The 15,641-nt window shown below is 35.9% G+C and carries 14 protein-coding genes; 6 read left to right on the top strand and 8 right to left on the bottom strand.

The genetic code is table 11. The annotated features are described in order from the left end of the window. Positions 1 to 48: 48 nt before the first annotated feature. The 3 genes from JNUCC52_RS15890 to JNUCC52_RS15880 form a co-directional block, all read right to left on the bottom strand. Positions 49 to 1,416: a UDP-N-acetylmuramoyl-tripeptide--D-alanyl-D-alanine ligase gene (locus JNUCC52_RS15890; RefSeq protein WP_337980316.1), complete on the bottom strand. Its 1,368-nt coding sequence runs from the start codon at positions 1,414 to 1,416 to the stop codon at positions 49 to 51. Positions 1,417 to 1,427: 11 nt separating this feature from the next. Further along, positions 1,428 to 2,507, bottom strand: a complete 1,080-nt coding sequence (locus JNUCC52_RS15885; protein WP_228134190.1) for a D-alanine--D-alanine ligase — start codon at positions 2,505 to 2,507, stop codon at positions 1,428 to 1,430. Positions 2,508 to 2,708: 201 nt separating this feature from the next. Further along, positions 2,709 to 3,461: a hypothetical protein gene (locus tag JNUCC52_RS15880; protein ID WP_228134191.1), complete on the bottom strand. Its 753-nt coding sequence runs from the start codon at positions 3,459 to 3,461 to the stop codon at positions 2,709 to 2,711. A 172-nt stretch (positions 3,462 to 3,633) separates the two neighbouring features. On the opposite strand from JNUCC52_RS15880, the gene JNUCC52_RS15875 reads away from it, so the two are divergent. Then, on the top strand, positions 3,634 to 4,821 hold the full coding sequence (locus JNUCC52_RS15875) for an FtsW/RodA/SpoVE family cell cycle protein (protein ID WP_228134192.1): 1,188 nt from the start codon (positions 3,634 to 3,636) through the stop codon (positions 4,819 to 4,821). Between the two features lie 69 nt (positions 4,822 to 4,890). Here the strand turns inward: JNUCC52_RS15875 and JNUCC52_RS15870 are convergent, their stop codons facing one another. Next, positions 4,891 to 5,028 carry an Lmo0850 family protein gene (locus tag JNUCC52_RS15870; RefSeq protein ID WP_004232019.1) on the bottom strand — a complete coding sequence of 46 codons (138 nt, stop codon included), beginning with the start codon at positions 5,026 to 5,028 and terminating at the stop codon, positions 4,891 to 4,893. 475 nt (positions 5,029 to 5,503) lie between these two features. On the opposite strand from JNUCC52_RS15870, the gene JNUCC52_RS15865 reads away from it, so the two are divergent. From JNUCC52_RS15865 to cls, 3 genes are all read left to right on the top strand, one after another. Continuing rightward, the gene (locus JNUCC52_RS15865; protein ID WP_337980315.1) at positions 5,504 to 6,664 is read left to right on the top strand and encodes an MFS transporter; all 1,161 of its coding nucleotides are present in this window, start codon (positions 5,504 to 5,506) and stop codon (positions 6,662 to 6,664) included. Between the two features lie 97 nt (positions 6,665 to 6,761). Further along, entirely contained in the window at positions 6,762 to 7,559 is a 798-nt protein-coding gene (locus JNUCC52_RS15860) for a YwqG family protein (RefSeq protein ID WP_337980314.1), read from the top strand. A gap of 283 nt (positions 7,560 to 7,842) precedes the next feature. Further along, positions 7,843 to 9,300 carry a cardiolipin synthase gene (gene cls / locus JNUCC52_RS15855; protein ID WP_228134195.1) on the top strand — a complete coding sequence of 486 codons (1,458 nt, stop codon included), beginning with the start codon at positions 7,843 to 7,845 and terminating at the stop codon, positions 9,298 to 9,300. Positions 9,301 to 9,572: 272 nt separating this feature from the next. Here the strand turns inward: cls and JNUCC52_RS15850 are convergent, their stop codons facing one another. From JNUCC52_RS15850 to JNUCC52_RS15835, 4 genes are all read right to left on the bottom strand, one after another. Further along, entirely contained in the window at positions 9,573 to 10,343 is a 771-nt protein-coding gene (locus JNUCC52_RS15850; RefSeq protein WP_337980313.1) for a M15 family metallopeptidase, read from the bottom strand. 233 nt (positions 10,344 to 10,576) lie between these two features. Next, a complete protein-coding gene (locus JNUCC52_RS15845; protein WP_173479408.1) occupies positions 10,577 to 10,825 on the bottom strand; it encodes a hypothetical protein in 249 nt (82 codons plus the stop codon). A 56-nt stretch (positions 10,826 to 10,881) separates the two neighbouring features. Next, positions 10,882 to 11,643, bottom strand: coding sequence for a membrane protein insertase YidC (gene yidC / locus JNUCC52_RS15840; RefSeq protein WP_173479407.1), 762 nt, complete (start codon positions 11,641 to 11,643; stop codon positions 10,882 to 10,884). 225 nt (positions 11,644 to 11,868) lie between these two features. Then, positions 11,869 to 12,663, bottom strand: coding sequence for a helix-turn-helix transcriptional regulator (locus JNUCC52_RS15835; protein ID WP_173479406.1), 795 nt, complete (start codon positions 12,661 to 12,663; stop codon positions 11,869 to 11,871). A gap of 505 nt (positions 12,664 to 13,168) precedes the next feature. Here JNUCC52_RS15835 and JNUCC52_RS15830 point away from each other — a divergent pair. Both JNUCC52_RS15830 and scpC read left to right on the top strand, forming a co-directional pair. After that, positions 13,169 to 13,819, top strand: a complete 651-nt coding sequence (locus JNUCC52_RS15830) for a LytTR family DNA-binding domain-containing protein (RefSeq protein WP_173479405.1) — start codon at positions 13,169 to 13,171, stop codon at positions 13,817 to 13,819. A gap of 290 nt (positions 13,820 to 14,109) precedes the next feature. Next, complete coding sequence (gene scpC, locus JNUCC52_RS15825) at positions 14,110 to 15,630, top strand: succinyl-CoA:acetate CoA-transferase ScpC (protein ID WP_173479404.1); 1,521 nt, start codon at positions 14,110 to 14,112, stop codon at positions 15,628 to 15,630. Positions 15,631 to 15,641 lie beyond the last annotated feature (11 nt).

Genomic DNA, 15,641 nt, shown 5'->3' with positions numbered 1-15,641 from the left:
CAGCAAAAGCGGATTTTTACCCTGTCGGTAACTATTCATTATAATAAATTATGAAGTAAATGCTTGTAAAATCGTTTCTAGCTTCATGCCACGTGAGCCCTTTAATAAAACGATGGACTGCTCCGTAGCCTGTTGAAGCTTTGCAATAATTGGTGCAAAATCATCTTGCTCATATAGTAAATGATCAGCATCAAAACGTTCTTTTAACACTTCATATAAATAGGCCATACGTGGACCATATAAACAAACGTAGTCAATCTCACCTTCATGAATAGCTAGTGATAAGTCTTCATGGAAGCTTTGTTCATTCGCTCCAAGCTCGAGCATATCCCCTAAGACAAGCCACTTTTCAGGACGAATCGTCGTTGTTGCAATAAACTGAATAGCAGCCTTTACAGATGTAGGTGCAGCATTGTAGGCATCATTAATAAATAATGCACCTTGATTTCCATATACTTGTTGCATGCGCATATCTGTTAATGTGACACCTTTTAACGATTCGCGAATTTGTTCATCATTTAACCCTAGCTTTTGGGCGATAAGCATTGCAATCAATGTGTTTTTCACCTGGTGCTTACCAAGAACTGAGATAAAGAAATCCCCTTCAATCGCGCCGTGCGTTGTAAAGCTACTTCCATTGGCTGTTGCCTCAATATTGTCAGCATATAACAAATCGCCTCGTTCTAAACCAAATGCCTTCGCATTTAAATTTTGCTCTTTTGCAACAAGTTCTTTTAGCAATGGTTCGTCACCATCATAAAAAAGGACACCATTTTTCTGCATGCCTTGAATAATTTCAAACTTCGCTTTAGCAATGCCCGCACGAGAGCCTAAATCCTGCATATGCGCCTCGCCAATATTTGTAATTACCGTTATATGAGGTCGAGCTAATTTTGTTAAAAATTCAATCTCACCAAAGCCACTCATGCCCATCTCAAGTACTGCAACGTCTGTATCCTCATCAAGCTGTAAAATCGTAATCGGTAAACCTAGTTGGTTATTAAAATTGCCAATCGTTTTTTGCACTTTAAAAAACGGAGCAAGCGTACCTGCTAAAATATCCTTTGTTGACGTTTTACCATTCGAGCCTGTAATGCCAATAAAAGTTGCCTTATGCTCGTCACGATAAGCACGTGCCATTTGCTGTAATGCCAGCTCTGGGTCATCGACAAATAATAACGGAACACCCTTTGGTGGATTCGGTTCATCTTTTTGCCAAAGCGAAGCACCAGCTCCTTTTTCAAAAGCTTGTTGTACAAACTTATGACCATTTGCCATTTCTCCACGAAATGGTACAAATAAATCTCCTTGATTGATTGTTCTTGTATCAATAGATATACCAGTTACTACCGTCTCTCCAAAAGCTGGCTCCTCAACATTCAACCATGCTGCTAATTGTTTTAATGTCTTTTTCACAATAATCCCACTCAGTCTTTTTTATATTGAAGCTGTTGTTTTTCCTCATAACGCTCAAGTGCTAGCGCAATCAGTCGATTAATAAGCTCTGGATAGCTTACATTTGTATGTTGCCAAAGAAGCGGATACATACTTACAGGCGTAAAACCTGGCATCGTATTTACTTCGTTAATATATATGTCATGATCTGCCGTAACAAAGAAGTCTGCACGTACTAAACCGCTTCCATCTAAAATTTTAAACGCGCTTTTTGCATGTTCTTTTAAGCTTGTTACAACATCTGTAGGTAGCTCTGCAGGAATAATAAGCGCCGTTGAGCCATCCTTATATTTCGAGTCGTAATCATAAAATTCAGTCATAGGTTTAATCTCACCTGGCACTGAAACTTCTGGATAATCATTGCCCAGTACAGCTAGTTCAATTTCACGTGCTACAATTCCTTGCTCCACTACAATTTTACGGTCAAATTGCAAAGCCACCTCAATCGCTTTCATAAGCTCTTGACGATTTGAAGCCTTACTTATGCCAACACTTGATCCTAAATTGGCAGGCTTTACAAACATCGGCCAAGCCAATGTTTCTTCACAGCGCGTTAAAATAGTCTCTTGCTCATTAGTCCATTCACTGCGAATGAAGTACGTATATGGCACTTGTGGTAAACCCGCAATTTCAAACAATTGCTTCATAATCACTTTATCCATACCTGCTGATGACGCCAATACACCATTTCCGACATACGGAAGATTTAATACTTCAAGTAAGCCCTGTACGGTTCCATCTTCCCCATTTGTGCCGTGCAGTAAAGGGAAAATAACATCAAATTGTACTGCTGCGCCATTTTGATCGATTAAAAATGCTGTAATATTATTTTCTAAAACAATGGCATCATCACCAAATTGCAATTCTTCAATCGAGCTTGCAGGTTTTTCTAAACGCTCCCCGCGTCGCCATTCCCCACTTTGTGTAATGTAAATCGGATATATCTCATACTCCTCGAAATTCAAAGCTCCAGTGACCGCACACGCTGTCGACAATGACACTTCATGCTCCGCTGATTTTCCGCCGTATAATAAACCGATTCTTTTTTTCATTTTTGTGCCCTCCACATACTTCTTGAGTATTATTAGTTTATCACGAAACGTCTTGACAAATGACATAAAAATCTCACCGTCAAAATTACGGTGAGATTTGAGTGCCTTATTCATTCAAAAGTTATCACCTAAGTAAATGACAGACTATCACTTGCTTCGGTTCCCTTGATATTTGGCTGGTGAAATACCTGCTAAATAGCGCTAAATAATTTGAATCAATTCATCGTGTTCGTTTTTCAAAATTGTATTTAAATCATCCCAGACTTCATCTGGGAAGTTATAATCTGATAAATTACGAATTTCTATACCATATGCAGCTTTCGGCTTCTCGATGCGATATAGTGATAACAATGCACCATCCTTAGCAAAAGAACGATAAGCTCTCAAAAATTCTGGTGTAAGACAAGGAATACTTGATTTTACTTTCCGTCTCCAAAAACCCGTGCTTCGTTCTTTCTCACGAATTAACGAGTTAATGACATTTGCAACAAGTAAATCCGAATCACTTAAATGGCGAAAATAAATCTTTGTCATTTTTTCTACATCCGAAGAACAATACACAAACCGATTTTGCAGTTTATTAAAAAATGGCGATGTAATCGGTTCTTTTTTATGGCTAATGTAAAGCAGTTCTCCTTGCTCCATTGCAGTCAGCTGATCTAGCCTCTTTTCATCCATAAAGTCTATCCAACACAATTCCTTTGACTCTGTAGCCTTTTTTACAAAACGAGGAACCTCCTCGTCTGGTACATAATCAAACTGTGTATGCATATTAAATGATCCATCTTCATAGGAATGCTTAAGTAAAAGTAAGTGATGCAGTGGATCTAAAGCAGCCACAAATTGCGAAAGCTTAAGCCCGCTAAAAATAACAAATTTATCGACATCGTTCATATGAACATATATATGATACATAAAATCTTCAGCTGACTTTAATTTCTTAGCCACAACCATCACCCCATTCTTCACTTCATTATAAAACTAATCATCATTTTTTGAAACATTTTATGCTATTTGTCGTCAGAACAATATACTCAGGCGTAAAATTGTTTTTTGCGTTATAATGTTAATGTTCAACATGCGTATGTACGCATCTCTTTAAACTATTTTATTTTAGGTGGCTTTTATGGAAAATAAACGAAATTTCGTGAACCGTTTTGACTGGACGCTCGCTTTTATACTTTTCACTTTCCTTGTCATTAGTTTGTTAGCTATTGCATCTGCGCAAACTTCTGGACAATACGGCATTAACTACGTACCAAAGCAGTTACAGTGGTATGTAATTGGTGCAGTTATTATCGGTGTCATTATGTTTTTCGAACCCGATCAATATAAAAAAATGGCTTGGTATATGTATGGAGCAGGGATCGCCCTTTTAGTTTTACTTATTTTCATGCCGGAAGGAAAAGGTCAGATTGGTGAGCCTGTAAATGGAGCAAAAAGCTGGTTCCATACACCGCTCGGCAATATCCAGCCCTCCGAATTTATGAAAACTTTTTATATTTTAGCACTTGCGCGACTTATTAGTAAGCACCATGAAGTTTATTCTTTAAGATCTATAAAATCAGACTTCATTTTACTAGGCAAAATCGGTATAACGTTGATTATACCACTTGGTATTATTATGAAACAGCCTGACCTTGGATCTGCACTCGTTTTCTTTGCAATTACCGCAGCACTTGTCATTGTAGCAGGTATTTCTTGGAAGATTATATTACCTACTTTTTTAGGGGGCGCAGTTATCGGGGGAAGTCTCCTTTGGATGGCGCTTTACATGCAGGACTTTTTAGAAAAAACATTTGGCTTTAAAGCTTACCAGTTTGCCAGAATTTATTCTTGGCTAGATCCTTATTCATATTCTTCTAGTGATGGCTACCATTTAATCACTTCCTTAAACGCCATAGGTTCTGGCGAAATTTTCGGTAAAGGTTTCCGTGGTCGCGAAGTATACGTAGCAGAAAATCATACGGACTTCATATTTACCGTCATTGGTGAGGAATGGGGATTTATTGGTGCAAGTATCGTAATCTGTATTTTCTTTTTGTTAATCTATCATTTAACAAAAACGACTCTTTTGTTAAAAGATCCTTTTTCAACTTATGTATGTGCAGGAATTATTGCAATGATTACCTTCCACGTATTCGAAAATATAGGCATGACAATTCAATTATTACCAATTACAGGTATTCCACTTCCATTCATTAGCTATGGAGGAAGTTCACTAATGGGCAATGCGCTCGCCATTGGACTGGTCTTTAGCATGCGTTTCCATTATCGTACTTACATGTTTACAACGCACGATGAAGATGATTAAAAACTGAAATAAAAAAGAATGGATTGTCTTCATTTTAAAAGACGATCCATTCTTTTTTTGTAAAACGAGTTAAGCTTGAACTTGCGGAGTTTGCGTTGGTGGTGTGAGCACTTTTAAAAGTTCAAGTCGAGACTTCGTTACAGTGGCAGTCACACCCAACTTCGATAAATTCGAAACAATCTTTTTCAAATCTACTTCCTTCGTCATACATTCCACCTCAATCTTTCCTCGATTTTATATAACGTTTTATTTCCAAAAAAGTTTCAATATTCTATGTTATAGATGTCAGACAAGTCTATTTATATCTATCATACCATTTAACTCGTCTTTAATATTTTTCAATTTTGTTACAATGTAAATTATGTTTAATGACCATTTTGTACGGCAAAAAAAACTGATTTGATTTAACTATATTCTTTGCACATCTCATAGGTTCTATTCATATTTCCTCATTATTTTTTTCATTCAATATGGATAGTTGGGACCAGTTAAAACCTCTACCAAAGGAGGGTATAGAAGAAGGAATATTTATTGTGGAATAACCGCTAAGCGAAATAAAAAAGACTAAAAAAACTTTTTTACATTAGCTAACAATAATGCTTTTCCTCCGTTTCCTTGTATTAGCAAGAACAAGAGAGGTAGAATATACATACTGAAATATTGTAAGAAAGCAGGAAATTAAATGATAAAACCAATTTTACTCTTAATGTCAGTACAATTTCTCGTCTACTTAGGCTTCGGAATTATTATTCCAGTCTTACCTGAAGTCATCGTGCAACACGACTGGCAAAACATTCATGTAGGCGGTTTACTGACAGTGTATTCACTTGCAAGTTTTTTTACTGCACCACTTTGGGGAAAGCTATCCGATAAAGTCGGACGTAAGCAACTTATTTTGACGGGATTGGTTGGATTCAGTCTCAGCTTTATCATTTTTTCAATTTTTATTGATAATTTAACGATGTTATACGTATCACGAATAGTTGGTGGCTTATTCTCAGGTGCACTCTATACAGCGGTAACAGGATTTATCGGTGACATGTCGAGCGAGGAAGATCGTAATAAATACATGGGTTTCATGGGCATGTCCATCGGTCTAGGTTTTATCTTTGGTCCTGCAATTGGCGGCATGCTAGGTCATTATAGCTTGCAATTACCATTCATCGCATCAGCAGTTTTAATTGCGCTATTATTTATTTATGCAATTTTCGTCTTAAAAGAACCAGAAAAACGAAAAGATGTAACAAAACGAGCAATTGTACCAAAAGGTGTTGGCAAAATGCTGCAATACCGTGTTCGTTATTTATTTATGTTTTCATTTTTAGTAACTTTTATGCTCGCAGGAGTAGAAGCAACATTCCAGCTTTTCCAAATTGATCGTATTCAGATCACACCATTGCAAATTGGCTATTTATTTATGTTTAGTGGCTTTGTAGATGCTGCCATACAAGGAGGCGTTGTTCGTCGTATTAAAAATGGTTCGGAAACGTCATGGCTTATCGGAGCTCAAATCGTTACTGCAATCGGTATGCTTTTATTTACTTTAACGGGCAATCTATTGATGGCAGGATTTGCACTTTGTGTATTTACAGCTGGAAATGCCCTTGCAAGAACTTGCGTTGTGTCACTGTCCTCCAAAGAATCAGGTGGCCAATACGGAACAGCAGCAGGACTTTCTTATTCTATGGACAATTTAGGACGTATTCTCGGTCCTCTATTTTTCACGTGGTTATTTACAGTGGAATCGAATCTTGGTTACTACATCGCTGCTGCAATCGCCATTATCTCAATTAGTTTGATGTTTATTTATCGAGCATCAAATAAAACTTTACGCTTTGAATAATTTACTTACAAAATGTCGTATCTTATAATAACAGACGTTTTTAATTTTATTTGTTAAAGGCATTGATGTTTGAAAGTGTAAACTCGGAGGACACCGCATGAACAAAACGATAAATTTGTCACTACCTAAAGAGCTCTACCCATTACGTTCTGAAATTGAAAGTTCGCTGCTTCCAGCGATTATTATTTCGCCAGCTAAACGAACAACTTCATTAACAGAAAGTAAATTTGCCGGTGAACCTTATTTACCATATTATCAAACACTTCCAAAAGACATTACTGGTGAATCTATGCGTTTATTAGCTCAAATAAATTTTGCAGAAGTACCGCAAATACAAGGTTTTCCTACACAAGGGATTTTGCAATTTTTTATATCATCTAATATTTTTGCCAATGCAGCGTATTATAAAGAAGATATTTTTCAACAGTTTTATAAGGTACGATTTTACCCGACAGTAGAATCCAACATTACTATGACAACACACCATCACCAATCACATTCCTCAAATAATTGGTTTCCTATTAATGAGGAGTTAGCATTACAATTCCACTCCACGTTAGAACCTGTTTCTGCGTTAGATTATCGAGCTGTGCATCATTTACCTAGCCTAATAGCTACTCTAAATTATGATGTTAATTTGCACGAAATATATTTACAGCATTTTTTAGGTGCAGGAGCAAAAATAGGTGGTTATGCATATTTTTTAGATGAGGACATTCGACATACGTCACAGCTCTTACAACGCTATGATGTCCTTTTACTACAGATTGATTCTAATGATGAGTTCGGTATTATGTGGGCAGATAGTGGCGTAGGGAAGTTTTTTATTAATCGTGAAAAACTGCTACAACAAGATTTTTCGGATATATTATTTCAATGGGAATATTATTCCTAAGCTAGTGAGAGTCCCCTTCTCTTTTGAAGCGGCTTATCGACAGAAACATAATCGGCAAGCCATACGACATGAAGGCTTGCCGCTTTGTTCGTTATAGTGCTCGCTGTCCTGACAAGACTCTAGCATTGTTTTTTCATCAATTTATAGAAGTGCTATGGATTACCTCTTCATATTTTGGGGTAATCTTTTCTATGGTAACAACAAATAGCGGACTCTTCTTTCTTTCCACCTGAAAAGTAGGCTATACTAAGTATTATATGAAATATAGTAGAGGGGTGCAGGAATGAGCATTTTTACAGATGTAGAATATCTAGTACCTTTAGTATTAATCTTTAACATCTTATCAGCGATGACCATTATTTTTTTAGAACGTAAAGATGCCACTTCTACATGGGCATGGATTCTTGTCCTATTTTTCTTGCCATTAGTTGGATTTATTTTATATTTACTAGTCGGCAGGCAACTGCGGAAGAAGCATTTGTTTCGGTGGGAAGGACGCAAAGATATTGGGATAGATAACCTGATTAGCTACCAAATTGATACGATTCGAGAGGATACATTCGAGTTTCGCATTGAAAATGCTGAAAATTATAAAGAGATGATTTACATGCATTTAAAAACGAATAATGCCGTACTAACACAAGACAACCATATTGCTATTTTTGATGATGGTGCGGACAAGTTTGAACAGCTAATAAGAGATATTGAAGCAGCAAAAGACCATATCCACATTCAATATTATATCTTTCGTTTAGATAATTTAGGTACGCGTCTTGTCGACGCAATGATCAAAAAGGCAAAACAAGGGGTAAAAGTGAGGCTCTTGTATGATGAAATGGGCTCCCGCAATGTTAAAAGAAGACATTTCAAAGAACTTCTTGCAGCGGGCGGTGAGGTTGAAGTGTTCTTCCCCTCCATATTCCCACTACTCAATCCACGTCTAAATTTTAGAAATCACCGTAAAATCGTAGTTATTGATGGTCGTATTGGTTATATTGGTGGCTTTAATGTAGGAGATGAATATCTTGGACTCCAAAAGAAATTTGGCTATTGGAGAGATACTCATTTACGCATTGAAGGTAGTGCCGTCCATCCGCTACAAACACGCTTTTTGCTAGATTGGAATCAAGCTTGTGCACAGCAAAAAATGGGCTATTCAGATCGCTACTTCCCAGCGATTCCGAAAAAAGGTGATGTAGGCTTACAAATCGTTTCAAGCGGTCCAGACTCTGAGTGGGAACAAATTAAAATAGGTTATTTAAAACTTATTAATATGGCGAAAAGATATATTTATATTCAAACTCCTTATTTTATTCCAGATGTTAGTTTTTTAGATGCCATTAAAATTGCTACACTTTCAGGTATTGATGTTCGTATAATGATTCCAAATAAACCGGATCATATGTTTGTTTATTGGGCTACATACTCTTATGTGGGGCAGCTACTGCGCGCTGGGGCAAAAGTTTATATTTATGAAAAAGGATTTATTCATGCTAAAGCCATTATTATTGACGATGAAGCGTCTACAGTTGGAACTGCCAATATTGATGTACGAAGTTTCAGTTTAAATTTCGAAGTGAATGCATTTATTTATGATTCAACGATTTCACATCAATTAGCAGAGCTATTTGAAAAGGATATTTTAGATTGCACGGAATTAACGTGGGAAATGTATCAAAATCGATCGAACATGATTAAGTTCAAGGAATCTATTTCGCGTTTGTTAACACCAGTATTGTAGCTACTTAATAATGTTCCCTGGATGCCGAGACAAAAGAAAAAAGTGTTAGATTGACTGGAGTCAATCTAACACTTTTTATGTTGTTGATTTCCGCTACGACGGTTGCGTCTCCCCTGTTTTCATAAGGATAGTACAACAACTTGTCGGTTTAACATCGACTAAAGCTATAGTCCAAGAAACTAGACAAAAGGATCAAAACCGTGCATCGCCAGGGTTGCGACTTACAGTGCGCCCACCATTAGCGTAAATCAACGGTAGGATTCTCTTGTTTTTTATTTCACGCCTAAATATTCTTCTAAAGTAAGATTTTGTTCTTTAATTTTTTTAGCAATTTCGACCCCTACGTAACGGTAATGCCATGATTCATACATATACCCTGTAATGTCTTCTTTGTTTTGTGGGAATCGTAAAATGAAACCGAATTGTGCAGCATTATCAAATAGCCATTGTCCAGCTGGTGTTTCTCCAAACTCCTCAGTCAGCCATAAATCATCTTTGCCAACTTCACCAATATCAAATGCTAAGCCTGTTTGATGCTCTGAAAAACCTGGTCGTGCACTATAACGGTCTGCAGCAGCCTGACCATCACGCTTCACATAGTTATTATACAAAGTTGTTTGATACTCGTAGGAACGATATCCACTAAACGCTACTAAGTTAAAACCTTGTTGCTTCGCTTCTGCAATCATTGTATTTAACGCTTGACGAGCCTCTGGACTTTCACCAGGTGCAAATGTTGATGGTAGTGGGTATCTTTTATTTGCTAATAAAACGCCATCAATATAAGTAGGCTCTGTTGGTATCGTTTGATTTGGGTAATAGCCGTTTTCATCTGGCTGCTCTTGAGGCTCAGATGTTTTATCAGGTGATTTTGGTTGTTCTTTTGTTGGCTCATCTTCTTTGCCCTTTTGTGCTGCTGGTTGTTCCTCGTCAGATGCTACATTTACTTGGCTATTTTTATAGTTTACAACTACAAAAATAGAAACAATTAATGCCACAGAAATAACAGCACCAATAATAAGTGGTAAACGACTTTTTTTCACTTTTTTTGCCCCTTTTGTACAGATACAGGGTTGCTTAACTACCAGACAGGTCGTTTCATCGAGAGTTTGCGCAACCCTAAGACCTTTAATCAGTACGCCTCGGCATTAATGGCGTCCAGATTTATTGAGCCTGCTGAAAAAAACTCTGAAAATCTGTGACCTTCGCCAAGACATTTCAATATGATATTTTTATTTTATCACTGTTCATATTTTTTAGTGAAGCTTTTCCCCTATTATTCTGTAAAAATGATAATAAGAACAACGATTGAAGCTATAGAGAAAAAGATAGACATATACTTCATCCATTTAGCTTCTTTAATATATCCCTGCTCTTTAAAGTTTTTTGCTCTGAAACCATTTGACATGGCAAACATTATAGTCATTGCTAGTACAGCAAAATTGAAGTTACCTAAAATGATAAATACAATGGCTGCGATACTAAAAACTGCAACAAGAATTGATGAAATCCATTTTGTGTTCATGCTGTTTTCCTCCTAAAAAAAATCGAGGCTACACAAGCGCCTCGACATAATTTCATTTATGATTTTGCTTTTTCGGGATGCTCCGAATAATATTTTCGACCAATATACGTTTGAAGAATTAGTAATGCACCACTGACAGACCAGTAAAGAGGTAGAGCTGCCATAGAGGACATAGAAATAAAGACAATCATAATTGGCGAAATGTAAATAAACATTTTCATTTGCTTTTTTTGTTGCTCTGGTACAGTCCATAAAGATACACGTGCTTGTACTAAATAAACAATCCCTGCAATAATTGTCATAACAATGTCTGGTGAACCTAAGCTAAACCATAAAAACTCATGTGACTTCACATCGGCAGAATATAAAATTGAAAAGTAAAGACCCATAATGATTGGCATTTGAATTAACATTGGTAAACAACCCATATTCAACGGATTGACACCATGCTTTTGATACAAAGCCATCATTTCTTGCTGGTATTGCATTTGTTCTTCTTTTGTCTTTGCTTCCTTCATTTTTTTCTGAACGGCTTCCATTTCTGGTTTGAAGGCATCCATTTTCGATTTCATTAATTGTTGCTGACGATAATTTTTCAACATAATTGGCATTAAGACTAAGCGGATAAGGACCGTAATGGCGATAATCGCTAAACCATAGCTACCTGAAAAAATATCATTCCCGAAAAACTCCAGTAAAAATTCCATAGGTTTTACAAAAACACTATAGAAAAAGCCTTCTTTGTTCTCAACTGCTTGACAGCCGCTTAATACAAAAACAACAAGACCAAGCATTGATAATAGCTTCAAATTTTTCATTTTTCCACCTACTATTATTTTTCAACTAATGTGAAGTATACCTTATAAAGACTACCTTTATCAAATAGCAAGCGCTACTTATCAATTCTTATACGTGTTATCGCAAACTTGGAACAATGGCAATCGGCTACATAAAAAAGATGCACGCTTTAGCATCGCTAATACGATCGCATCTTATAGTATGTTCATATAGTTAGCGCCAGTCATTTAATGTCCAAATTAGATTTATACGTTTTGCATCTCAGTCTCGTTCATTTCAAAACGATAAAACTCATGGTGTAGCTCATCACGGAAATGCTTTGGTGTTACACCTGTGTATTTTTTAAAAATACGTGTAAAATAGCTCTGATTACAAAAATGGAATTGGTCTGAGATTGACGTAATGCTTTTATTTGTATGTCGTAAGTAATATTGTGATTCTTCTACTCGACGAACATTTAAATATTCAACCAATGTTATGCCCACATGTTCTCTAAAAATACGTGATAAGTGACTAGTACTAATATGGAAGTTATTCGCGATACTTTCGACTGTTAAATCATTTTCTAACTCATCATTTATATACATAATCACTTTGTTGACTGTCTGATGACGGAAAGTCGGTTGTTTTCTATCTGCGATAAAATAAACAAAGAAATCGATTAAATCATCAGCAAATTGCAAAAATTCAGCGTCTTTCATTTGATTTTCAATCATATCATTACAAGCAATATTAAAAGCAAAGGCTTTCTTTGAAGGTACTTGATTGTCTAGTAATTTACGAGCAACAATCGACGCTAATACAGAAAAGTAACCTCTCACAATTTTAATAACTTGCTTGCCAAAACGTATAGAAAGAATATCAATTAATTCATGCAAAGATTTTTTTGCCTTCGCAGATTCTAAATGATAAATTTCAAATATTAACTTTGACTCAATATTAAAAAATTCTTCTACACCGACATATTGGTTAATATTATCGATTTCTTGGAAGTATCTTTTTGATATCGTTTCGGACATAGAATGTTGATGTAGTTGCATAATCTTCCCCATCTTTCCTCAGAGTGCACGAATTACATTACAATATTTGACATCGAATTGCAATTTCAAAATAAGAAAAAAGTATTTACTTATTTATCATATGAATTGAGTCCTATTACACAATTATATATTGAATATAGCTTAAAAATAACCCAACTTAAACACCAGTATTAAAAAAAAATATACTTTACAGTGAATTTTACCATATTCTGCGATTTCCTTTCAACCACATTTTGCACATCATTCTAGTTCTTATTTATCATATAAAGATAGTTGAAACCTTGTAAACTTATTAATAGACATTTAAATTTTACCATATACATAATAAAATTAATTAGTAATTAATTACTCCATATTGAATTTTATGTAAGCATTTATTCCGCTTTTTATTTTAGCAATCGACATATCTCTATTTTATTCCGAAATCTTCTCTATATAATTTATACGAATATGTAGTAAAATAGATGATAATACTATTTTTAAAAGTTAAAACGAGGTGCTAATAGTGGATCCAAAACAAATAGAAGAAATCATGGAGATTATTAAGGAGTTTTTCCCTGAGAATACTTCAATTGCAATTTCCGATACAAATGAATACTTGTACTACCAACCGAGCAAAAAGGTTGATTTAAAAATTAAGCCAGGTGACCCTATTAAAGAAGGTTCAGCTGCACATAAGGCTTTAAGCTATAATCAAAAAATCAGCACGTATATTGAACCTGATGTATTTGGTGTTGCTTACTATGGTATGAGTATTCCTTTAATGGAAGAAGGCGAGACAAAAGGTGCTATCACAGCTATCTTCCCGCAAAAACCATCTGCATTTTTAACAAACTATATCACGATTAAAATCGATGATTGTTGGTATCCAATTAAGCATGATCAAGTCATTTATCTTGAAACACAGCTTCGTAAAACATTTGTTAAAACAATGGGGCGTGAAGGCTATCACCGTTTAAATTTAAGTGATCTTGAGCTATTTTTAGCACCTGACTCATTTATTAGATGTCACCGTTCTTATATTGTAAACATTGATTACATTGATGAAATTCAGCCAGATTCACACTCAACGTTCTTATTAATAATGAAAGATGGTACGCGTATCCCTGTTAGTCAACGCTACGCAAGTTATTTCCGTCGTTCATTAGGCTTCTAATATGCTCTAGTACAGCAAGCTCCTCTTTTAGGATAGCTTGCTGTACTTTTTTCGTTTCGAAACCTCAGCTCTACAATAAAACGTTTTCTCTGTCGAAAAATCAGCCTTCCGCTCGTTTTTTCTTTGTTTACTTAATTTAATGCTAATTATAAAGTTTTTGTGACAAATTGGTGATAGTATTAATCAAATGGTTGGAGTCATACTACAACTAAATAAACAGAAAATTCATACAGGTTTTTTCTAGTTTTGTAATCGGTTTCCATCAAAATGATTTAGGGGAGGATTTTTTTATGGATGCAAATATTCAAAAACGCCTAGGTTTAAAAGAACTTGAAAGTAAAATTGTTTCTGCTGAAGCAGCAGCAGCACTTATTTCTAACGGTGATGTAGTTGGTATGAGTGGTTTTACTCGTGCTGGGGATGCAAAAGTTGTTCCAATGGCATTAGTTGAGCGTGCAAAAAATGAAGAATTTAAAATTGATGTATACACAGGTGCATCATTAGGGCCAGAAGTAGATAAATACTTAGCTGAAGCTGGTGCAATTCGTAAACGCGGACCATTCCAAGGAGATTCGGGTATCCGTAACTTAATTAACTCTGGTGATGTCCTATATGTAGACGCTCACCTTTCTCATAATGCTGAGTTAGTACGTCAAGGAATTATTGGACCAATTAAATATTTAATTCTTGAAGCAGTTGCTATTACTGAAGATGGTTATATTATCCCAACAAACTCTGTTGGTAACTCACCAATCTTTGCACAATACGCAGAAAACATTATTATCGAGTTAAACATTTCTCATCCAGAAGCTTTAATTGGTATTCATGATATTTATGTACCTGGAGAACAAGGTAATCGTGAAGCTATTCCAATGACAGATGCTATGCAACGCATTGGTGAAATCGGTATCAAAGTTGATCCAGCTAAAATTAAAGCGATTGTTATTTCTGAAGAGCCCGATGCTCCTTCATTAATCGTACCACCAGATGAAGAAACACAAACAATGGCTAACATTCTATTAGACTTCTTCCGCGATGAAATTAAAGCGGGTCGTTTAACAAAACAATTAATGCCATTACAATCTGGTGTAGGTTCAGTAGCAAATGCTGTACTTGATGGCTTTGCAGATTCTGAATTTGAAGATTTAGTTGTTGCATCAGAAGTACTTCAAGATGCTGTATTTAACTTAATCGATGCTGGTAAAGTTAAATTCGCAGCTGCTACTTCAATTACGCTTACTGAAGAATTACAGCAAAAAGTATACGGCAATTTAGAAAAATATGCTGATAAAATTTGCTTACGTCCACAAGAAATTTCTAACCACCCAGAGCTTATCCGTCGTTTGGGATTAATTTCAATCAACACTGCTCTTGAGTTAGATATCTACGGCAACGTAAACTCAACACACGTATCAGGAACTCGTATGATGAATGGTATCGGTGGTTCTGGAGACTTTGCACGTAATGCACGTCTTGGTATTTTCGTAACTAAATCATATGCAAAAGGTGGAGCGATTTCTTCAATCGTACCGATGGTTTCTCACGTAGACCACACTGAGCATGATGTAGATGTAATTATCACTGAGCAAGGTATTGCTGACTTACGTGGTTTAGCACCAAAAGAACGTGTACCTTTAATTATTGAAAACTGTGCACACCCAGATTACAAAGAACAATTATGGGATTACTACAACCGTGCTATCGAAGCAACTGGTAACCAACAAACTCCTCACATTTTAGAAGAGGCTCTTTCTTGGCATGTAAACCTTGCGAAAAACAAAACAATGAAAAAAGAAATTGCTAAAGCTTAATTTTATCAATT

This window comes from Lysinibacillus sp. JNUCC-52, assembly GCF_015999545.1.
Taxonomy (GTDB): domain Bacteria; phylum Bacillota; class Bacilli; order Bacillales_A; family Planococcaceae; genus Lysinibacillus.
The sequence above is the reverse complement of the archived record's forward strand: the minus strand, read 5'-3'. Positions and strand labels throughout refer to the sequence as shown.